Annotated in this window: 9 protein-coding genes and 1 pseudogene; 3 read left to right on the forward strand and 7 right to left on the reverse strand. The window is 71.8% G+C overall.

All coding sequences use genetic code 11. From position 1 onward, the window contains the following. Positions 1–108: 108 nt before the first annotated feature. On the reverse strand, positions 109–3,483 hold the full coding sequence (locus tag OHU34_RS04130) for a pyruvate carboxylase (RefSeq protein ID WP_405764786.1): 3,375 nt from the start codon (positions 3,481–3,483) through the stop codon (positions 109–111). A 150-nt stretch (positions 3,484–3,633) separates the two neighbouring features. Further along, complete coding sequence (locus OHU34_RS04135; protein WP_405764788.1) at positions 3,634–5,415, reverse strand: FAD-binding dehydrogenase; 1,782 nt, start codon at positions 5,413–5,415, stop codon at positions 3,634–3,636. Between the two features lie 228 nt (positions 5,416–5,643). Between OHU34_RS04135 and OHU34_RS04140 the strand changes: the two genes are divergently transcribed. The 3 genes from OHU34_RS04140 (at position 5,644) to OHU34_RS04150 (ending at position 13,772) form a co-directional block, all read left to right on the forward strand. Then, positions 5,644–6,789, forward strand: coding sequence for a helix-turn-helix domain-containing protein (locus OHU34_RS04140; protein ID WP_405764791.1), 1,146 nt, complete (start codon positions 5,644–5,646; stop codon positions 6,787–6,789). A 131-nt stretch (positions 6,790–6,920) separates the two neighbouring features. Further along, positions 6,921–12,107 carry a family 43 glycosylhydrolase gene (locus OHU34_RS04145; RefSeq protein ID WP_405764794.1) on the forward strand — a complete coding sequence of 1,729 codons (5,187 nt, stop codon included), beginning with the start codon at positions 6,921–6,923 and terminating at the stop codon, positions 12,105–12,107. A gap of 96 nt (positions 12,108–12,203) precedes the next feature. Then, positions 12,204–13,772, forward strand: coding sequence for a hypothetical protein (locus OHU34_RS04150; protein WP_405764797.1), 1,569 nt, complete (start codon positions 12,204–12,206; stop codon positions 13,770–13,772). Here the strand turns inward: OHU34_RS04150 and OHU34_RS04155 are convergent. The 5 genes and pseudogenes from OHU34_RS04155 to OHU34_RS04175 form a co-directional block, all read right to left on the reverse strand. Next, complete coding sequence (locus tag OHU34_RS04155; protein ID WP_405764799.1) at positions 13,765–16,584, reverse strand: hypothetical protein; 2,820 nt, start codon at positions 16,582–16,584, stop codon at positions 13,765–13,767. The two genes, OHU34_RS04150 and OHU34_RS04155, sit on opposite strands and share 8 nt — an antisense overlap. Next, positions 16,581–17,705, reverse strand: a complete 1,125-nt coding sequence (locus tag OHU34_RS04160) for an AAA family ATPase (RefSeq protein ID WP_142267648.1) — start codon at positions 17,703–17,705, stop codon at positions 16,581–16,583. Before OHU34_RS04160 ends, OHU34_RS04155 begins: the two co-directional genes overlap by 4 nt. 57 nt (positions 17,706–17,762) lie before the next feature. Then, entirely contained in the window at positions 17,763–19,169 is a 1,407-nt protein-coding gene (locus OHU34_RS04165; RefSeq protein ID WP_405764802.1) for a VWA domain-containing protein, read from the reverse strand. Between the two features lie 8 nt (positions 19,170–19,177). Further along, positions 19,178–20,554 carry a hypothetical protein gene (locus OHU34_RS04170; protein ID WP_405772146.1) on the reverse strand — a complete coding sequence of 459 codons (1,377 nt, stop codon included), beginning with the start codon at positions 20,552–20,554 and terminating at the stop codon, positions 19,178–19,180. Positions 20,555–20,614: 60 nt separating this feature from the next. Continuing rightward, positions 20,615–21,112: pseudogene (locus OHU34_RS04175) on the reverse strand (hypothetical protein); the annotation flags it as partial. Between the last annotated feature and the right edge of the window lie 256 nt (positions 21,113–21,368).

A 21,368-nucleotide genomic window follows, 5' to 3' on the forward strand; every position in this document is an offset into this window, starting at 1 on the left:
GCGGGCAGCGACCCCCGGGGGACCGCCGGTGGTCGGGCCGGGAGGACGCGGACGACCCGGACGACCGGTACGTGGCCGCGGGCGAGTGACCGTCCGCGGCCCGTGACCTCATCCCACCTCGACCAGCAGGTCGCCGCCTTCCACCTGCTGGATCCGGTTGATGGCCAGCCGCGACACCGTGCCGGCATTCGGGGCCGTGATCGTGGCCTCCATCTTCATCGCCTCGATGGTGGCGACGGTCGCGCCGGCCTCCACCTCGTCGCCCTCGGCGACCGCGAGGGTGACCACGCCCGCGAACGGCGCGGCGACATGCCCGGGGTTGGCGCGGTCGGCCTTCTCGGTCACCGGTACGTCGGAGGCCGCCGCCTTGTCCCGCACCTGGATGGGCCGCAGTTGGCCGTTCAGGGAGGACATGACCGTGCGCAGGCCGCGCTCGTCGGCCTCACCGACGGCCTGGAGCTCGATCAGCAGCCGGACGCCCGGCTCGAGGTCGACGGCGTACTCCTTGCTCGGGCGCAGGCCGTAGAAGAAGTCCTTGCTGTCGAGCACGCTGGTGTCGCCGTAGGCCTGGCGGTGGCTCTCGAAGTCGCGGGTCGGGCCGGGGAAGAGCAGCCGGTTGAGGGTGGTGCGGCGGCTCTTCTCCAGGCCCTCGCGGTCCTCGGTGGTCAGTTCCTGGACGGGCTTGGCCTCGGCGCGGCCCCGCAGCGCCTTGCTGCGGAACGGCTCGGGCCAGCCGCCGGGCGGGGTGCCGAGTTCGCCGCGCAGGAAGCCGATGACGGAGTCGGGGATGTCGTAGCGGTCGGGCGACTCCTCGAAGTCCTCCGGGGACACTCCGGCACCGACCAGGTGCAGGGCGAGGTCGCCGACCACCTTGGAGGACGGGGTGACCTTCACCAGGTGGCCGAGGATGCGGTCGGCTGCGGCGTACATCGCCTCGATGTCCTCGAAGCGGTCGCCGAGGCCGAGCGCGACAGCCTGGGTGCGCAGGTTGGAGAGCTGCCCGCCGGGGATCTCGTGGTGGTAGACGCGTCCGGTCGGGGAGGCCAGGCCGGCCTCGAAGGGGGCGTAGATCTTGCGGACGCCCTCCCAGTACGGCTCCAGGTCGCCGACGGCCTGGAGATCGAGGCCGGTGGGCCGCTCGGAGTGGTCGGTCGCGGCGACGATCGCGGACAGCGAGGGCTGCGAGGTCGTGCCCGCCATGGAGGCCACGGCGCCGTCGACGGCGTCCGCGCCGGCCTGGATCGCGGCCAGGTACGTGGCGAGCTGACCGCCTGCGGTGTCGTGGGTGTGCAGGTGCACCGGCAGGTCGAACTCACGGCGCAGCGCCGAGACGAGCTTCGCGGCGGCCGGGGCGCGCAGCAGGCCCGCCATGTCCTTGACGGCCAGCACGTGGGCGCCCGCCTCGACGATCTGCTCGGCCAGGCGGAGGTAGTAGTCGAGGGTGTAGAGCCGCTCGTTCGGGTCGGACAGGTCGGAGGTGTAGCAGAGGGCGACCTCGGCGACGGCCGTTCCCGTCTCCCGTACGGCGTCGATGGCGGGCCGCATCTGGCCGACGTCGTTGAGCGCGTCGAAGATGCGGAAGATGTCGATGCCGGTGGCGGCGGCCTCCTGCACGAAGGCGTCGGTCACCTCGGTCGGGTAGGGCGTGTAGCCGACGGTGTTGCGGCCGCGCAGCAGCATCTGGAGGCAGATGTTGGGGACGGCCTCGCGCAGGGCCGCCAGCCGCTCCCACGGGTCCTCGGCGAGGAAGCGCAGGGCGACGTCGTAGGTGGCGCCGCCCCAGCACTCCAGCGACAGCAGCTGGGGCAGGGTCCGGGCGACCAGCGGGGCCGAGGCGAGGAGGTCCTTGGTGCGGACGCGGGTGGCCAGCAGGGACTGGTGGGCGTCGCGGAAGGTGGTGTCGGTGACGCCGATGGTCGGCGACTCGCGCAGTTGGCGGGCGAAGCCCTCGGGGCCGAGCCGGACCAGGCGCTGGCGGGAGCCCGCGGGCGGCTCGGTGTCGGGTGCCGGCGGCAGCTTGGTGACCGGGTCGATCAGCTCGGGCCGCTCACCGTGCGGCTTGTTCACCGTGACGTCGGCGAGGTAGGTCAGCAGCTTGGTACCGCGGTCGGCCGAGGAGCGTGCGGTGAGCAGGTGCGGGCGCTCTTCGATGAACGACGTCGTGACGCGTCCGCCCTGGAAGTCCGGGTCGTCCAGGACGGCCTGGAGGAACGGGATGTTGGTGGACACACCCCGGATCCGGAACTCGGCGACGGCACGCCGGGCCCGCTTGATCGCGGTCTCGAAGTCCCGTCCCCGGCAGGTCAGTTTGACCAGCATCGAGTCGAAGTGCGCGCTGATCTCCGTACCCGCGTGGGTGGTACCGCCGTCGAGGCGGATGCCGGATCCGCCGGGCGAGCGGTAGGCGCTGATGCGGCCGGTGTCGGGGCGGAAGCCGTTGGCGGGGTCCTCGGTGGTGATCCGGCACTGGAGGGCGGCGCCGTGCAGGGTCACGGTCTCCTGGGACAGGCCGAGGTCGGCCAGGGTCTCGCCGGCGGCGATGCGCAGCTGGGCCTGGACGAGGTCGACGTCGGTGACCTCCTCGGTCACCGTGTGCTCGACCTGGATGCGCGGGTTCATCTCGATGAAGACGTGGCTGCCCGCGGGGTCGAGGAGGAACTCGACGGTACCGGCGTTGCGGTAGCCGATCTGCCGGGCGAAGCGCACCGCGTCGGCGCAGATGCGGTCGCGCAGCTCCGGGGCGAGGTTGGGTGCGGGGGCCAGCTCGATCACCTTCTGGTGCCGGCGCTGGACCGAGCAGTCGCGCTCGAAGAGGTGGATGACGTTGCCCTCGCCGTCGGCGAGGATCTGCACCTCGATGTGGCGCGGGTCGACGACGGCCTTCTCCAGGAAGACGGTCGGATCGCCGAAGGCGGACGCGGCCTCGCGGGAGGCCGCCTCGATGGACTCGCGCAGCACGGCCGGATCCTCGACGCGGCGCATACCCCGTCCGCCGCCTCCGGCGACGGCCTTGACGAACAGGGGGAAGCCGATCTCCTCGGCGGCCCGGACCAGTTCGTCGATGTCGTTGGAGGGCGCGGAGGAGCCGAGCACGGGCACGCCCGCGGCGCGGGCCGCCGCGACGGCGCTCGCCTTGTTCCCGGTCAGTTCGAGGGTGCGCGCGTCGGGGCCGACGAACGTGATGCCCGCCTCCTCGCAGGCACGCGCGAGTTCGGGGTTCTCGGAGAGGAACCCGTAGCCCGGGTAGACGGCGTCGGCGCCCGCCCGGCGCGCGGCGCCGACGATCTCCTCGACGGAGAGATAGGCGCGCACCGGGTGCCCTTGTTCGCCGATCTCGTAGGCCTCGTCGGCCTTCTGCCGGTGGAGTGAGTTGCGGTCCTCGTGCGGGAAGACCGCGACCGTACGCGCGCCCAGCTCATAGCCGGCGCGGAACGCACGGATCGCGATCTCACCACGGTTGGCGACCAGCACCTTGCGGAACATCCGGGACCCCTTCAGCCTGGCGGTGACGAGGACCATCGTGTCGGTGCCTGACCTGGTTGGCCATGTGAGTCGGGCCACTCGGCGCATGTCTCGCTCGATCGGACCGTGCCCGACTACATTTGACGGCGTTCGACTGCGTTCGACGCCCGGTCAGGTCGCGGTCGCCGCGGCCGCGGCACGTGCCGCCTGGCGCCCGGAGAACAGACAGCCGCCGAGGAACGTGCCCTCGAGGGAGCGGTAGCCGTGGATCCCGCCGCCGCCGAAGCCGGCGACCTCTCCGGCCGCGTACAGACCGGGCACGGGGTTCCCGGCGGCGTTCAGGACCCGGCCGGAGAGGTCGGTCTGAAGACCGCCGAGGGTCTTGCGGGTGAGGACGTTGAGACGTACGGCGATCAGCGGGCCCGCGCTCGAGTCGAGGATCCGGTGGATGGCGGCCGTGCGGCTGAGTGAGTCCCCGGTGTAGTTCAGGGCGTTGCGGATGCCCATGACCTGGACGTCCTTGGTGTACGCGTTGTCGATCTCCCGGTCCCGGGCCTCGATCTGACGCTTGAGGTCGGCGAGGTCGATGAGCGAGGTGCCGGTCAGTTTGTTCATGCCGGCGACGAGGTCGGTGAGCGTCGAGGCGACGACGAAGTCCTCGCCCTTGTTCTTGAACTTCTCGATCGGCTCCGGGGTCTGCCAGATCCGGGACAGCAGCTGCCAGACGTTCTTGTCGGTGAGGTCGGGGTTCTGTTCGGAGCCGGAGAGCGCGAACTCCTTGGCGATGATCTTCTGGGTGGTGACGAACCAGGAGTAGTCGTAGCCCGAGTCGGTGATGGTCTTGAGGGTGTGCAGGGTGTCGTAGCCCGGGATGTCGGGCGTGTTGAACCGCTTGCCCGTGGCGTCGAACCACATCGAGGACGGGCCGGGGAGGATGCGGATGCCGTGGCCGGGCCAGATCGGGTCGTAGTTGCGCAGGCCCTCGGTGTAGTGCCACATGCGGTCGGGGTTGACGATGCGCCCGCCCGCCTTCTCCGTGATGCCCAGCATGCGGCCGTCGACGTGCGCGGGAACGCCCGTGACCATGAACTTCGGCGGGGTGCCCATCCGGGCGGGCCAGTTCTGCCGGACCAGGTCGTGGTTGGCGCCGATGCCGCCGGAGGTGACGACGACGACCGGGGCGCGCAGCTCGAAGTCGCCGACGACGGTGCGGGAGCTGGGCTTGCCGCGGGCCACGCCGCTGGGCTCCAGGACGGCCCCGCGGACACCCGTGACGACTCCCCCGGTGGTGACGATCTCGTCCACGCGGTGCCGGAACCTGAAGGTCACCTTGTTGTCGGCGACCGCGGCCCGCACCTTCTTCTCGAACGGCTCGACGACCGCCGGTCCGGTGCCCCAGGTGACGTGGAAGCGGGGCACCGAGTTGCCGTGCCCGGTCGCGAGACCGCCGCCGCGCTCCGCCCAGCCGACGATCGGGAACCACTGCACGCCGAGTCCGGAGAGCCAGGACCGCTTCTCGCCGGACGCGAACTCGACGTAGGCCTTGGCCCACTGGTACGCCCAGTGGTCCTGGCCCTTGGGGTCGTCGACGCCCCGGTCGAAGCCCGCCGTGCCCTGCCAGTCCTGCCAGGCCAGGTCGTAGGTGTCCTTGACGCCCATCAGGCGCTGTTCGTCGGAGTTGACGAAGAACAGTCCGCCGAAGGACCAGAACGCCTGGCCGCCGATGCTCGCCTCGGGTTCCTGGTCGAGGAGGAGCACCTTGCGCCCGGCCGCGGCGAGTTCGGCGGTGGCGACGAGTCCTGCCAGCCCGTGGCCGACGACGATCGCGTCGGCGTCCTGTGAGGCGGCGTACGCGGGGAGGGCCTGCGCGGCGAGGGTCGCGCCCGCGAGGACTCCGCCCGCCACGGCCAGGGCGTGGCGGCGGGTGATTCCGTCGGCTTCGGGGGTGTCCATGAGCGGCCCTCCTGGAGGCTTCGCGGGGGCGGTTCCTGGACCGTGCTCGGGTGGTCCCTGGTCGGTCCTGGGTGGCGTGACCGAGGGGTGTTCTTGCGACAGCCGCACTGTTACCGTCGGTAGCCCAACAGGAAACCAGGTCGTCACACGGCTCCGGTAGTGCGCGGGCGTCAACGTGAGCACCGCTCGCTTGTGGCTCGGCGACAGCGTCCGGGCGGAGGGGGGACCATGACCGTCGTCCACGGACCGGAGCCGGTCGCCAGGGTCCTGCGGGACATGGCCTCGGACGTCGATGTGTGCGTCGAGCTCGTGCACGCCGCCCGCAGCCGCTCCCCCGAACTGTCCCGGCTGACCGAGGAGGCGACCCGGTCCCATGTGACGGCGATGCTCCGCGCGGCCGACCCCTGGTTCACCGCCCCGGGGCGGACCGGGCCGGTGGACGATCAGGACTTCACCGCCGCCCTCCTGCTGGGCGCCGACCGTGCCGTGCAGGGCGTGCCGATGACGGTCGTCCTGCGGGGTGTGCAGGCGGCGCTGGGCCGCGCGGCGGAGATCGTCGTGGACCGGAGCCGTTCGGTGGGGGTCTCGGACCGGGCGCTGCTGTCGGTCGTCCTGCGGCTCCAGGAGTACGGCGCGGCGATGGAACGACAGGTGATCCACGGCTACCGCGCCGCCGAGCACGAGTCGCCACGCGCGCTGGGCGCCGTCCGCACCCGGTTGCTGCACCAGGCCCTGGTCGGCGAAGCCCCGCCTGGACAGGAGGAGTTGGCGCGCGCCGGGGTCCGGGCTGACGCCGCCGGGCACTACCACTGCCTGGTCGCCGCCCCCGTGCCCGCGCGGGCGGTGCGCTCGCCGCACGCGGTGACCGTGCCGCTCGACGGCCGCGCGGCCGGACTGTGCCCGCGGCCGCCGGAGGCCGACGAGGTGGACCCCGAGGCCCTCGTGGTGGTCGCGCCCGCCGCTCCCCTGCCGGAGCTGCCCGCGCTGTACCGGCTGTGCGTGCGCGCCGTGGATCTCGGCCGGCAGCACGGGCTGCACGGGCTGTTCGACGTCACGGACTTCGCCGCCCGGATCGCGCTGGCCGAGCAGCCCTCCCTGGGCACCCTGCTGAGCCGACGGCTGCTCGGCTCCCTCGACCCGGCGGACGCCTTCCACCATCAACTCGCCCTCACCGCACTGGCGTTCCTGGACAACGGACGCCGGCTCGACCAGACCGCGGCGGCGCTGTTCACCCACCCCAACACCGTCCGCTACCGGCTCGGCCGACTGAGGCAGATCACCTCCACGTCCCTCGCGGACGGTGACGGCCCGCTGGCCGCCCTGCACTGGTGGTGGGCCCTCACCGCATGGCTGGAGTCGTCAACACCTCGTTGAACAGAGGGCCTTGCGAGCCACCCCGCCATGTTCGACCTGTCGGACATTGTTCGAGAACTCTTGACGCGGCCGTGTACACCGTTTGACACTCTCGCAACATCACGTCACACGGTTGAAACGGCGGTCCCCCCATGACGCACAGACATCGACCCGGCGACCGTGCGAGACGGGGGGCGGGGCGACTGGCCGCACTCACCGCGGTGTCCCTGCTCGTCGGCCTCGTCGGGGCCGCGGCCCCCGTCCAGGCCGACGAGGCCGCCGGCATCACCGACGGTCTGGCCCTCTGGTACAAGCTCGACGCCACGTCCGGCACCACGGTCACCGACGCCTCCGGCCACGGCCGCGACGGCACGGTGGCCGGCACCGCCGGCTGGTCGTCCACCGGCCAGGGCCTCGCCTTCAACGGCTCCGACACCTACGTCAAGGTGCCGAACGACGTGCTGAAGGGCATGGACGCGATCAGCGTCGCCATGGACGTGCGGATCGACGCCGCCCAGTCCACGCCGTACTTCCTGTACGGCTTCGGCAACTCCAGCGGCAGCAACGGCAACGGCTACCTGTTCACCACGGGCAACTCCCTGCGCACCTCGATCGCCACCGGCAACTGGTCGACGGAGCAGACCACCAAGCCCGCCGACGCCCACAACCTGACCCGCTCGGTGTGGAAGCACCTCACCTACACGCAGTCCGGCACCACCGGTGTGCTGTACGAGGACGGCGTCGAGGTCGCCCGCAACACGTCGGTCACCATCACCCCCGGCGCCATCGGCTCCGGCGTCACCACCGCCAACTACCTCGGCAAGTCGGTGTACTCGGGCGACAAGCTCTTCAAGGGCGACATCCGCGACTTCCGGGTGTACGACCACGCGCTGCCCGCCTCCGACGTGGAGCAGCTCGCCCTCCCCGTGGCCACGCAGGGCGTCGCCGACGACAAGGCCGCACTGAGCCTCGGGGACACCGGTGCCGTCGTCGCCGACCTGGACCTGCCGAAGACCGGTACCGCCGGCGGCGCCACCATCAGCTGGGCCAGCGACGACACCGTCCTGGTGTCGGACGCCGGCAAGGTGACCCGTCCCGCCGCGGGCGAGCCGGACGGCCACGCCACGCTCACCGCCACCCTCAGGAAGGGGACGGTCACCGCGACCAAGTCGTTCGACGTCACGGTCCTCGCCGCGTTCGACGACGCGACCGCCGCCCGGCAGGCCGCCGACGCCCTCACGGTCCACAACCTCGACGACGTACGCGGCAACCTCAGCCTCCCGGCGACCGGTTCCTACGGCACGGACGTCAGCTGGGCCTCCGCGCGAGCGGACGTCGTCTCGGCCGACGGCGTGGTCCACCGTCCGGCGCACGGCACCGGCGCCACCACTGTCGACCTGACCGCGACCGTCACCAAGGGCGAGGCGAAGGCGACCCGCGTGTTCACCGCGAAGGTCCCCGAACTCCCTGTGAAGGAAGCCCTCAAGGGCTACATGTTCAGCTACTTCACCGGCGAGGGCACGTCCGACGGCGAGCAGCTCTACGCCGCGCTCAGCAAGGGCAACGACCCGCTGAAGTGGCGGGAGCTGAACGACGAGCGGCCGGTCCTGACCTCCACCCTCGGTGAGCAGGGCCTGCGCGACCCGTTCATCATCCGCTCCCCCGAGGGCGACAAGTTCTACCAGATCGCCACGGATCTCAGGATCTACGGCAACGGCGACTGGGACGCCGCCCAGCGCACCGGCAGCAAGTCCGTCATGGTCTGGGAGTCCACCGACCTCGTCCACTGGACGGACCAGCGCCTGGTGAAGGTCTCCCCCGACAGCGCCGGCAACACCTGGGCGCCCGAGGCGTACTACGACGCCGGCCTCGGCGAGTACGTGGTCTTCTGGGCGTCGAAGCTGTACGACAACGCGGCGCACTCCGGCGACACGTACAACCGGATGATGTACGCCACGACCCGCGACTTCTACACCTTCAGCGAGCCCAAGGTGTGGATCGACCGCGGCTACTCGGTCATCGACTCCACGGTGATCCAGCACGACGGCACGTACTTCCGCCTGTCGAAGGACGAGCGCAACAACAGCTCGTCCACCCCCAACAGCAAGTTCATCTTCGAGGAGAAGAGCGACTCGCTGCTGAACCTCTCCTGGGACGCGGTCGCCGAAGGCATCGGCAAGGGCGCGATGAACGCGGCCGAGGGACCGCTGGTGTTCAAGTCCAACACCGAGGAGAAGTGGTACGCCTTCCTCGACGAGTTCGGCGGCCGCGGCTACCTCCCGTTCGAGACCACGGACCTCGCCTCCGGCGTCTGGACCCCGTCCACCGGCTACGACCTGCCGGCCAAGCCCCGGCACGGCACCGTCCTGCCGGTCACCCAGGCCGAGTACGACCGGCTGCTGCGCGCCTACCAGCCCGACCAGCTGGTCGAGAGCGTCGAGGACGTGTCGGTGAAGACACGGATCGGCCAGGCCCCGGTACTGCCCGCGACCGTGATCGCCACCTACGCCGACGGTGTCGCCCGCCCGGTGGCGGTGGCCTGGGACGACGTCCCGGCCTCGGCGTACGCACAGGCCGGCACCTTCACGGTGACCGGAAGTCTGCCCGACGGCGCCGCGCTTCCCGTCCGGGCCCGGGTGACGGTCTCCGAGGAGGGCGCCGACGTGCCCGCCGACCTGCTGCTGCACTACGGCTTCGACGAGACGTCCGGCAACATCGCCGTCGACTCCAGCGGCCACGGCAACCACGGCACCTACGTCCGCACGCCCGAGTTCGCCACCGGCGTGGACGGCGGCTCGTTCAAGATGTCCGGCGACTCCGCGACCTCCCCGTACGTCAAGATCCCGAACGGCGTACTGAAGGGCGCCGACAGCGTCACCGTGTCCACGTACGCCAAGTGGAAGGGCGGATCGTCCTTCCAGTGGCTGTTCGGGCTCGGCCCCGACAGCGACAAGTACCTGTTCGCCACCCCCTCCAACGGCGGCTCCAGCCTGTACTCGGCCATCACGAAGGCCACTTGGTCGGCGGAGTCGAAGCTGACGGCCGGCTCGCAGCTCACCCCCGGCGAGTGGCGGCACGTCACGGTCACCCTCGACGGCGCCACCGGCACGATGGTCCTCTACGTCGACGGCGTCGAGGCGGCCCGCACGACGACCACCGTCAGACCGTCCGAGCTGTACGACTCCGCCAAGGACTTCAGCGGCTACATCGGCAGGTCGCTGTACTCGGCCGACCCGTACTTCGGCGGCGAGGTCGACGACTTCCGCGTCTACGACCGGGCCCTGTCGGCCGCGGAGGTCATGGAACTCAGCGGCAACACCGCGGGCATCGCCAGGGCGACGCACCCCGCGCTGAAGGTCGACGCCCTCCTCGACAACGCGCACAGCAAGGTCACGCTGCCGCTGAAGGAAGGCACCGACCTCACCGCGCTGGCGCCGGAGTTCACCCTCGCCCACGGCGCGGCGATCAGCCCCGCCTCGGGCAGCGTGCACGACTTCAGCAAGCCGGTGACGTACGAAGTGACCGGCTCGGACGGCACGAAGCGCACCTGGACCGTGTCGGCGCTGGTCATGAAGAGCCCGGTGCTGCCGGGCCTCAACGCCGACCCGAACATCGTGCGCTTCGGTGACACCTTCTACATGTACCCGACGACCGACGGCTTCGAGGGCTGGAGCGGTACGCAGTTCAAGGCGTACTCGTCGACCGACCTGGTGCACTGGACGGACCACGGGGTCATCCTCGACCTGGGGCCGGACGTGAGCTGGGCGGACAGCAGGGCCTGGGCGCCGGCGATCGCCGAGAAGAACGGAAAGTACTACTTCTACTTCTGCGCCGACGCCAACATAGGTGTCGCCGTCTCCGACTCGCCCACCGGCCCGTTCACCGACGCCCTGGGCAAGCCGCTGCTCAAGGCCGGCGAGTACAGCGGCCAGATGATCGACCCGGCGGTCTTCACGGACGACGACGGCCGGTCGTACCTCTACTGGGGCAACGGCCACGCCTACGTCGTGCCGCTCGGCGACGACATGGTCTCCTTCGACGCCTCGAAGATCACCGACATCACCCCGAGCGGCTACAACGAGGGCAGCTTCGTCGTCAAGCGCAAGGGCACCTACTACTTCATGTGGTCGGAGAACGACACCCGGGACGAGAACTACCGCGTCGCCTACGCCACCGGCCCCTCTCCCACCGGCCCGTGGACCAAGCGCGGCGTGATCCTGGAGAAGGACCTCGCCCTCGGCATCAAGGGCACCGGCCACCACTCGGTCGTCCAGGTGCCGGGAACGGACGACTGGTACATCGCCTACCACCGCTTCGCCATCCCCGGCGGAGACGGCACCCACCGCGAAACCACCGTCGACAAGCTGGAGTTCGACGCGGCCGGCCTGATCGAGAAGGTCGTGCCCACCCTCACGAGCATCGACCCGGTCACCGTCGTCCACGCCGGTCCGGACGCCCAGGGCGTCGAGGGCGCCGCGATCGCCCTGACCGGCACGGTCTCCGGAGCGGGCGGCGCGCGATGGACCGTCGAGAAGGGCGCGCCCTGCACGGTCGAGGACCCCGCCGCCGCCCGCACCACGGTCACCTGCACCGACAACGGCACCTACACCGTCACCCTGACCGGCGGCCGCAGCACCGACGCGGCCGTGGTGACCGTGACGAACGCGGCCCCCGCCATCACGTCCGCCACCGGTCCCTCGGGCCCGGTGCCGGCCGGCCGCGGTACGGCCGTCACCGTCCGGTTCGGCGACCCGGGCACCGGTGACACCCACACCTGCGTCGTCGACTGGAAGGACGGCGGCAAACCGGCCACCGGCACGGTCACCTCGTCCGGCTGCCGTGCCGAGCACACCTACACCTCGGCGGGCATCCGCCGTCCGGTGGTCACCGTCACCGACGACGACGGCGCCTCGGCGGCCACGACGCTCCCCGAGCTGATCGTGTACGACCGGGCCGCCGGACCGGTGGTGGGCGCGGGCACCGTCGACTCCAAGGTCGGACCGAAGCTGACCGGCCGGGCGTTCTTCTCGCTCACCGCCGGCTATCTGCCGGGGGCCGGCGCCCCGGCCGGAGGGGTCACCTTCGACTTCAGGCCGGCCCGCCTGAAGTTCCGCTCCTCCGGCCTCGACTGGCTCGTCGTCTCCGGCTCCACGGCCGTCCTCCAGGGCTCTGGCACGGTCGACGGCAAGAGCGGCTACGCCTTCCGCCTCACGACGACGGACAGCCCGGACACCTTCGCCATCAAGATCTGGAAGAAGTCCGGCGGGGAGGTGGTCCACAGCAGTGGCACTCCGGCAAAGGTCAACGGCGTCATCACGGTCGGCTACCGGCACCGGTAGCACGGACGCCTGGCCCTCGATCCGGCCGGGCGGTTAGGGTCATGGGCCCCCTGTCCTCGACAGGGGGCCCGATCATGACCTGGGGGGATCCGACGCATGCCGACACCCGAGCAGATCTGGGAGGACGCCGATCTCGCCACCCGGCGCCTGGCCGGAGTCGCCCTGAACCCCTCGGCTCCGCAGGACCTCCTGCTGCAGCTGCTGGCGAAGGCGCCGCTCGCCGTACGGATGGTGCTGTGCCGGGACCGGGTACTGCCCGAGGCGGTCGTCGACGCCGTCATCGAACATCCCGACCACCGCACCCGAAGCTTCTTCGCCCGCAATCCGCACGTCGCCCCGGCGCAGCGGGTGCGGCTGGTGGACGATCCGCACTGGTTCGTTCGCGCCCATCTCGCCGAGGCCCCACGGGTGACTGCCCCCGCCGAGCCCCGGCCGCTGCCCGACGACATCGTCGTCCACATGATGAACACCTACGATCCGGAGCACTTGGGGGGCACCTTCTACCTCCAGTTCTCCCTCGCGCTGCGCCGCTCCATGGCCACGCATCCGGACGCGAAGGTCCGCGCCTGGGGAGTCGGCATGTGGGGATGGCAGGACGCGAAGACGCGGGCCGCGCTGCTGGCGGACCCCGACGACGAGGTGCGCAGGCGGGCGCAGGACCGGCTGCGCCACGAGGATCCGGTGTGGGTGGAGAGCGTGTTGCCCGACCGGTCCTGCCACGGCCGCACCGGCGCACTGCTCCACGACGCTCTCAGCAGGGCCGTCGTGGACAGCGTGCTCACCGCTCCGGTCGGCCCCCAGGACCGACAGATGATCGCGGACAACCCCGGTCTCCCGCCCGACGTCGTGGCCTTGCTGGCCGCCGATCCCGACCAGGAGGTCCGGTGGCGCATCGCGCGCCGCACGGACCTCGGCCCGGTCGAACGCCGCACGCTGGTCTGCGATCCCGAACCCGACGTACGCCGGATGATCGCCCGCCACCGCGACCTCGACCACGACGAGCTCCGTGCCCTCGCGGCCGATCCCGACCCGAAGGTCCGGCTGTCCGTGTCCCTCCACCCCGCGTGGACCGAGGAGGAACGAGCCGCGATCGACTACGAGGTCCCCCTGGACGAGCCGTTCTGCTTCTACCCCGAGCCGCTGTTCCCCCGGGACCCCGAGGCCGTCCGCCGGGACGCGCTCTCCGGTCACCCGATGCTGCGCCGAAGGGCGGCGCGCGAGCACACCCTGCCGCCCGACCTCGTGGCCCGGCTGGCGTCCGACGACGACCTCGGCGTCCGCGTCCTGCTGGCCCAGAACCAACCGGACGTCCCGGCGGCCCTCCTGCTGCGCAGCTTCCTGCAGTACACCGGGCCCGAGCGCGCCCACCTCGTCACCCGGCCCAACTTCCCCACGCACGGGCTCGCCGCCCACGCCGGCGACGAGGACCCCGCCGTCCGGGCCCTCGCCGCCCGCGACCCCGGGACCCCGCCGACCACCGTGGCACGCCTCACCCGGGACCCCGAAACCGCCGTCCGGGCGGCGTTCGCCCGCCATGCGAACCTGCCGTCCTCCCTGCTGGCGCAGCTCCTCGACGACGAGGAGCTCGCCCACCACGCCGCCGCCAACCCGGCCCTCGCCGAGGGCACGCTGCGCGCCCTGGTGAGGGATCTGCCGGTCAGCTGACGGCCTGGAGCGCCTCCAACGCCCGCGCGGTCTGCGGATACCGGGCGAGCAGGGCCGCTCCGGACGGCCCGGCATCGGGGCTCTCCCACGTCCCGTCGCAGCCCAGCAGGGCCGCCAGCGCGTCGCAGGTCGCCGGATGCGCGGCGAGGAGCGGCAGGCCGCCCGCGGTGCTCGCCGCCGACTCCACCGCCATACGTGGCGGTCCCTGCGGGAGGCGCCACGACGGCACCCAGGCGTCCAGCTCGGTGAGCCGGGCGGGGAAGAGCCGGCCCGCCTCGCGGATCAGCAGCGGGGCATGTTCGGCGCCACCGGCCCGCAGGGTGCCGATGAGGGTCGGCAGCCAGGGCAGCAGCACCGAGTCCGGGAGCCGGGCGAACGCGTTCGACACGGCCTCGACGACGAAATCGGCCAGGCCCGGCACCGGTTCCAGCGCGTGCACGAACCCGCTGAGGTAGCGCGGATAGGCCGGCACCACCAGTGGGTTGCCGAGCAGCTCCGCGCAGCGCTCCCGCAGGACCGTCCTCGGCAGGGTGCCCAGGTGGGTCTGGGCCGCCCACAGCAGGGCGGTGCGGGACGGTTCGGTCGGGTGGGACTGGGCGAGGGCGAGTTCGAGCTGGGTGCGGTCGCAGCCCAGGGACAGGGCCAGGCCCTCCATGCCGAACAGGAAGCCCAGCATCGCCGCGACCTGGCGGACGGTCGCGTCGTCGTCGGTGAACGCCGTCGGCAGCAGGGTGCAGTAGTGCGCGTAGCCCGTCTTGACGAAGGACTCGATCCAGGGCGGGAGCACCGGCTCGGCGGTCCGGTAGTGGGCCAGCAGCCGGCGCACACGGCGCAGCACCTCCGGCGCGCCGTCGACGCTGCGCTCGCTCGCCAGGACCTCCAGGGCCCGGGTGCCGAGCTCGTCGGCGAGACGGCGGCTGCGCAGGTAGAGCGTGGCGTCCTCGACGGCCTCCAGGACCTGCGCCGCCGTCGCCCGGGGGGCGTACGCGGCGCGCCGCAGCCGCTGTTCGAGAACCTGCTCGATGCTGACGCCCTCGTAGCCCAGCTCGATGAGGGCGCGCTGGTGGGTGCCCAGGGCCAGGTCCCAGGACTCCTGGATGGGGTGTTCGCCGAGGCGGCGTTCGCCCATGATGGGCCGGGCCGCGCCCTGCGGCAGCAGCCGGCGCAGCATCCACAGCAGGTCGGAGCAGCGCGCCAGTTCCGGCCGCGAGGCGATGTCCAGCAGCGCGCGCTGCACTCCGCGCTGCTGGAGTTTCAGGTCCAGCGGTGCGAGCCGGTCGTGCACGTCACGGGCCAGCGGCGGCAGCGCGTCGTAGCCGACCTGGCCGACGCGGTCGCCGCCCATCATGATCTCGACCAGCCGGCCCACGTCCCGCCGGCCCGGTACGGCGTCCTTCTCGATGCAGGTGACGGCCGCGTCCTGGAAGTCGTACGGCGTCGGCTTGGCGCGGTCGCGCATCCCGGCCAGCAGGATCGACGTCTCGAAGACGGCGATGGCGTCGGCGGTGGAGGCGAGGTAGCCGTTACGACGAGCGGCGCGCACGATCTCCACGGACCAGCCGAGCAGCTCGGCCTCGTCGAGGGCGTCGAGGGCGGGCGGCCGCTGGAGGAAACCCGTGAGTTGGTCGGCGGCCGGGCCGGCCGGAACGGGGGCCGACGCGGGGGCCGCGGGGGCGAGGGCCTTCCTCGGCCTCGTGCTCTTCCCGGTGCCTGCCTGGCCCTCCAGCCGGAACGGCCGGACACCGGTGCGCCTGACGTTCTTCGCCCATTCCGTCGCGGCGATGGACACCGAACCCGCGGCCAGTCCGAACTGCGCTTCGATCGCGCCGTGGCTGGACGGGATCAGACCGTGCCGCCACTCGGTGCCGCTCGGCGGGCTGATGGTGAAGGTGTCGCTGCCGTGCACACCGAACTCCGCGACACGGCTGGCCGCGTGGAAGGCGCCACAGACGTAGAGGCAGTCGGCCGGGTCGGTGCCGGTGGCCGCGAGATGCTCGCGCATCCGCGTCCACATGTACCGCTCGCGGTCCTCGTCCACCCGTACCTTGTGGGGGTCGCCGGGGGCGAGGCGCCGGAAGAGGCTGCCGATGAGCAGCATCACCTGGCGGTAGGTGTCGTGGTCGCTGTCACCGAGGGGCAGTTCGACGTACTGGTGCCACCACTCCGACCAGTGCCGTACCCGGCCGTGGCGGAGCAGCTGCTCCTCCAGCTCGGCGAAGCGCGGGCGCAGGTCGCCGATCTCCACACCGACCGCGTCGCCGTGCAGGGCGGTCTGCTCCGCCGCCTCCGGCGCGTCGGGATCGCCGTCGCTGTCGCCTTCGCCGCCGGGTCCGGTCTCCCACTGGAAGACATGGTCCGAGGAGCGGTCGACGAGGACGAGTTCGACGCCCGGGGTGTCGAGCGCGTAGGCGATGGCCTGGTACTCGGCAGAGGCCTCGGTGACCGGGGCGACCACCGAGAGCGGCGCCCAGTCGGCGGGAAAGCCCTCGATCTCGCTCGCGAAGGACTGGACGGCCACCGGCAGACGGCAGTTGCGCAGTTCGGTGAGGAGAGGTGCCATGTCCTCGCACAGCTCGAGGTAGATCGTCCTCGGCTGCTTCTCGCGCAGCCGGCGGGCCATCGCGATGGCCGAGGCCGGTGAGTGGTGGCAGACGGGGAAGATCTCCAGGGGTTCGCTCACCGCGCGTTCGACGTCGTCGACGATGCCCCGCAGGATGCCCTCAAGGGCCGCCGGGCCGTCGGCGAACGTCGAGGCGGCGTCCTGGAGTTGGGTGCGCAGGGCGGTGAACGTGCCCTCGGGGGTCGCGGTCACGAGAGGGTCGCGATCGCGTCGCGGCCGCCCTCGAGGAACTCCGGCCAGGAGCCCCCTTCCTCCTTGCTGCGCGGTTCGACGACGCCGTGCAGGTACTTGTTGAGGATGGCGAGGTCCTCCGGCGCGCGCCGGGCCAGGGAACCGACGAGGGAGGAGGCGAGGGTGTGGGCGGTGAGGGCGCGCTCGCCGAAGAAGTTGCTGTGCAGGATGGCGTCCTCGAGGACACCGATCTGCTCGGCCGTGGACAGGGCGGACTCCAGCTTCTCGTCGTCGCTGCCGGCGGCTGCCGACGAGGCCCGCAGGTCGGCGAAGCTGCGCAGCAGCACGTCCAGCAGGGTCGGCGGGACGTCGAGTTCGATCCGGTGGCGGCGCAGCAGTTCCTCGGTGCGGAACCGGACGATCTCCGCCTCGCTCTTCTTGTTCGTCACCACCGGGATCCGCACGAAGTTGAAGCGACGCTTGAGGGCCGAGGAGAGGTCGTTGACGCCCCGGTCCCGGCTGTTCGCGGTGGCGATGACCGAGAAGCCGGGCTTGGCGAACACGATGTTGTCGCTGTCCTGGTCGCTGCCCAGCTCCGGGACCGAGATGTACTTCTCGGAGAGGATGGAGATCAGCGCGTCCTGGACGTCGCTGGTGGAGCGGGTGAGCTCCTCGAAGCGGCCGATGGCGCCGGTCTCCATCGCGGTCATGATGGGCGAGGGGATCATCGACTCGCGTGACTGGCCCTTGGCGATGACCATCGAGACGTTCCACGAGTACTTGATGTGGTCCTCGGTGGTGCCCGCGGTGCCCTGCACGACCAGCGTGGAGTTGCGGGAGATCGCGGCGGACAGCAGTTCGGCCAGCCAGCTCTTTCCGGTCCCGGGGTCTCCGATGAGGAGCAGGCCCCGGTCCGAGGCGAGGGTGACGATGGAGCGCTCGACGAAGCCGCGGTCGCCGAACCACTTCGGGGCGATCTCCCGGTCGAGGCCGTCGGCGCGCTCGGAGCCCAGGACGAACAGGCGGACCATCTTCGGGGACAACCGCCAGGAGAACGGTTTGGGGTTGTCGTCGATCGACTCCAGCCAGTCGAGTTCCTCGGCGTACTTGAGCTCGGCGGGGGCGCGCAGCAGGTCGGTCATCGAGGGCCTTTCCAACAGGTACGTGTGTCGAGGAACGGGTGGGTCGGGTGAGGAACGTCAGGTGAGGAACGTCTTGAGTTCGTGGACGAGCTTGTCGATGTGGCCGGAGATCACCGGTGTGCCGAGGGTCTTGAACCGCTCCCGGAACCAGGGGTTGACCTCCTGCCGGCCGGAGCTGGTCACCGAGCCGACGGGGATGAACTTCACGCCGGAGCGGTGGACTTCCTCGATGCCTTCGAACAGCGGCTGGGAGCGGTCGAACTCGTAGAAGTCGGAGATCCAGACCAGCACGGTGTTCTTGGGCTCGGCGATCTTCGGCCGGGCCATGGCCATGGCGACGGGGCCGTCGTTGCCGCCGCCCAGCTTGGTCCGCAGCAGCACCTCGAACGGTTCGTTCACCCAGGGGGTGAGGTCGATGGCGCGGGTGTCGTACGCGATGAGGTGCACGTCCACCTTGGGCAGTCCGGCGAAGATCGACGCCAGGATGGTGCAGTTGACCATGGAGTCGACCATCGAGCCCGACTGGTCCACGACCACGACGAGCCGCTGCGGGGTCGTCCTGCGGGCGGTGTGGCGGTAGTAGAGGCGGTCGACGTAGAGGCGTTCCTCTTCGGGGCTGTAGTTGGTGAGGTTCTTCCAGATCGTGCGGTCGAGGTCGAGGTTGCGATACACCCGCTTGGGCGGGACCGAGCGGTCGAGCGCGCCGGCCGTGGTCTTCTCCACCTGGGTGCGCAGCACTTCGGCGACCTCGTCGACGAAGCGGCGGATCAGCGACTTGGCGTTGGCGAGGGCGACCCCGGAGAGGTTGCCCTTGTCGCGCAGCAACTGCTCGATCAGCGACATGCTCGGGGTGAGCCGCGCGGCGAGCGCGGGGTCGGCGAGCACCTCACGCAGATGCATGCGCCGGACGAGATCCGCTTCGATGGCGCCGAGCTCCGGGCCGAGACCGGGGACGAGTCCGCCGGTGTCCGGTGTCGTGCCGCGACCGCCGCGCAACTCCCCCGGCCGGCTGCCGAGGGCGCGCTCCAGCCAGCCGGCGTCGCTCTGCCAGCGGGACAGCTGTCCGGCGCTGACGGCTCCCGAGCCGGTGGAGAAGACGTTCAGGAGCACCTTGGACACGAGGGCCGCGCGCCGCACCTCCGCCGCACGGTCACGCGCGTCCTCGTCGGCCGTCGCCTCGGTGTCGGGGGCCGGGTCGATGTCGAGGGCCGGGTCGGCGTCGGCGTCGGCGTCGGCGTCGGGGACCATCAACCCGTCGAATTCCGCGACCAGTTCGGGGTGGCGCTGGACGATCGAGTCGACGGAGGTCTGCGGGTCCAGGAGCGCGGGCGGCAGCCCGATGTCCTCGACGACGGCGAGGCTCACCGATTCCAGGCCGGCCTGCTCCTCGGGGTCGAAGAGGCGGGCCAGCAGCCGCCAGTAGAGGACCTGACGGCGGTTGTCGTCGGGAACGGCTTCCGGCATGGGGTCGCTCATTTCCGCAGCAGCCTTCCCGCTCGCTCACGCAGGACGGTCACGGCGTCGGTGGCGGCCTTCTCGGCCCGGACGCCGGCCTTGTCGGTGGTGCCGCCGGCCCAGGCGCCCGCATGCAGGGCGACTGCCTTCCTGCGCACCGTGGTCTCCACGGCGAGGGGCTGGAGGCGGAAGCCGCCGCCGTCCCAACGCAGCAGGCCCACGCAGGCGCGGGAGGCCGCGACGGCCTCGGGCGTGAGGGGGCTCGCGGTCGGGATGCGGTCGGTGTCGACGGGGAGCGCGTGTCCGGCGACGGTGAAGGTGAGTGTGTCGTCCTCCTGGCCGCTGTCGTAGCCCTCCAGGAACACGGGCTCGGCGATGCGCGCGGGGTGGCGGTCCAGGGGTGCGGTGGGCAGGGCCGTGGCGGCCGGCAGGACGACCCGCGCGGTGGCGAGGGCGTCGGCGGGCTCGCCCGCGCGGGCCCGGGCGTCGTCCCAGATGAGGTCGCCCTCGTCGGTGAGGGGCATGGCGTCGAGGTCCATGGCCCGACCTTCGCCGAGGGCGGTGAGCAGCGACAGGTGTGGCCGCAGCAGCTGCCAGACGCCCGCCGCGACGACGGTGTCCGGCTTGGGAACCGAGACGCTCGCACGGACCAGCCGGGGTGCGGTGCCGTCGGCGGGTTCGAACACCGCGTGGACCTGGGCCTGCGCGGCGGTGGCGTGTTCGTGCAGGTCGAGGCCGAGCGGCAGCAGCCGGCCGGTGGCGGCCGTGACGGCGGGCCGGTCGGCGGCGCCGGGCATGGTCAGCAGCAGCGCGCGGGACCACAGGTCGCCCCAGCGGCGCGCGGGGATCCTGGCCAGGGCCGATCCGGGGCAGGAGGCGGCGAGTTCGGCGGCGAATCCGTCGAGCAAGGTGGCCAGGCGTCGCAGGCCGGGGTCGGGCAGCATCGCGGAGACGACGGGCGCGGCTCCGCCGGCCAGCTCGTGATCGATGCCCCGCCAGCCGGTACGGGCCAGATCCGACAGCCAGGTGCGGGCGGCCGCCAGCAGGTTCACCGTCGGTCGTGCGGCGGGGGCTTCGGTGGTCCGCTCCTCCCGCCTGCGGCCGGTCACCTCGTCGATGCCGACCGTGAGGGCGTCGTGCACGGCGCCGAACAGGGCAGTGCGGGCGGCGGCGAGGGTGACGAAGTGGTCCTCGCTCGCGGCTCCGGCCGCGGCTTTCCCGGCGGCCTCGGCGACCCGGGCGGCCAGTGGGCTGCCGGAGACGGCGCGGGCGAGCACGGCGAGGTCGTCCACCTGTTCGGGCCGGGGGCGCAGCAGGCCGGCGACCAGGGTCCGGTCGAAGGCCTCGACCGCGGCCAGGACCTCGCCGAGTCCCTCGACGGGTGCGGTGAGCAGGTCCGCGCGCTCCCCCGCGGCCGTGCCGTGCCCGCTGCGGGGTGCCTGCGGGGCGTCCGTCGCCCGGGTCGGCGGGAACCACTGGAGCTCCGGGAGCGGGGCGGTGACCGCGGGCAGCTCCAGGTAGGCCAGGTGACGCAGGAACCGGCTGAAGACGGGTGCGGCGGCCGACTTGCCGTCCGCCTGCGGTGGGCGGGTGCCGGTCATGGCGGCGGTGAGGGCGGCGGCGTCGGGCTCCGCACCCGTGGGCTCGATACGCAGGTAGCGGGCGACGCGGTCGGCGCCGTACTGGAGCACGGCCTCGGTGACCAGCGCACGGATGTGGTTGCAGAACGAGCCCCGCGCGCCGCCGCAGGGACGGTTGTTGTTGGTGCTGCACGCGAAGGCGTAGGTGCCGGCGGCCACCGACGAGACGTACACCCGCTCGATGTCCGAGCCGCTGGAGACGACGCCCTGGAGGCGTCCGTCGGCCAGTTCGACGAAGGGGACCTTGGCGAGCTTGCGGGGCCGTGCGGGTGGCACCACCCGGGCCGTACTCGAATTCTCCCAGTCGGACAACGCACCAGCTCCTTTGCGGCACAGGGCTCCGCACGCCGAATCGGCGCAGCACAGGGGGGTTGTCGCGCCGGATTCGGTGCGACACCAACGAACTTACCGGCGACCACTGACAACGCCGTCCCCGTCGCGGACGGGCGGGATCGACGCCGTGCGTGGCCGGGGCGGGACGGCGTGTGTGACCGCGGCGGGACGCCCGTCCGTATGCCGGTCGGCGTGGCCCCGGACGTCCCGCGCTCTTCTAGAATTCCGATGATCA

The sequence above is a fragment of the Streptomyces sp. NBC_00080 genome (assembly GCF_045041255.1).
Taxonomy (GTDB): Bacteria; Actinomycetota; Actinomycetes; order Streptomycetales; family Streptomycetaceae; genus Streptomyces; species Streptomyces coriariae.

Coding starts and splice junctions, on each gene's coding strand:
- OHU34_RS04165 (WP_405764802.1), bottom strand. CDS start 19,169: ATGCCGGAAGCCGTTCCCGACGACAACCGCCGTCAGGTCCTCTACTGG.
- OHU34_RS04130 (WP_405764786.1), bottom strand. CDS start 3,483: ATGTTCCGCAAGGTGCTGGTCGCCAACCGTGGTGAGATCGCGATCCGT.
- OHU34_RS04160 (WP_142267648.1), bottom strand. CDS start 17,705: ATGACCGACCTGCTGCGCGCCCCCGCCGAGCTCAAGTACGCCGAGGAA.
- OHU34_RS04145 (WP_405764794.1), top strand. CDS start 6,921: ATGACGCACAGACATCGACCCGGCGACCGTGCGAGACGGGGGGCGGGG.
- OHU34_RS04135 (WP_405764788.1), bottom strand. CDS start 5,415: ATGGACACCCCCGAAGCCGACGGAATCACCCGCCGCCACGCCCTGGCC.
- OHU34_RS04140 (WP_405764791.1), top strand. CDS start 5,644: ATGACCGTCGTCCACGGACCGGAGCCGGTCGCCAGGGTCCTGCGGGAC.
- OHU34_RS04150 (WP_405764797.1), top strand. CDS start 12,204: ATGCCGACACCCGAGCAGATCTGGGAGGACGCCGATCTCGCCACCCGG.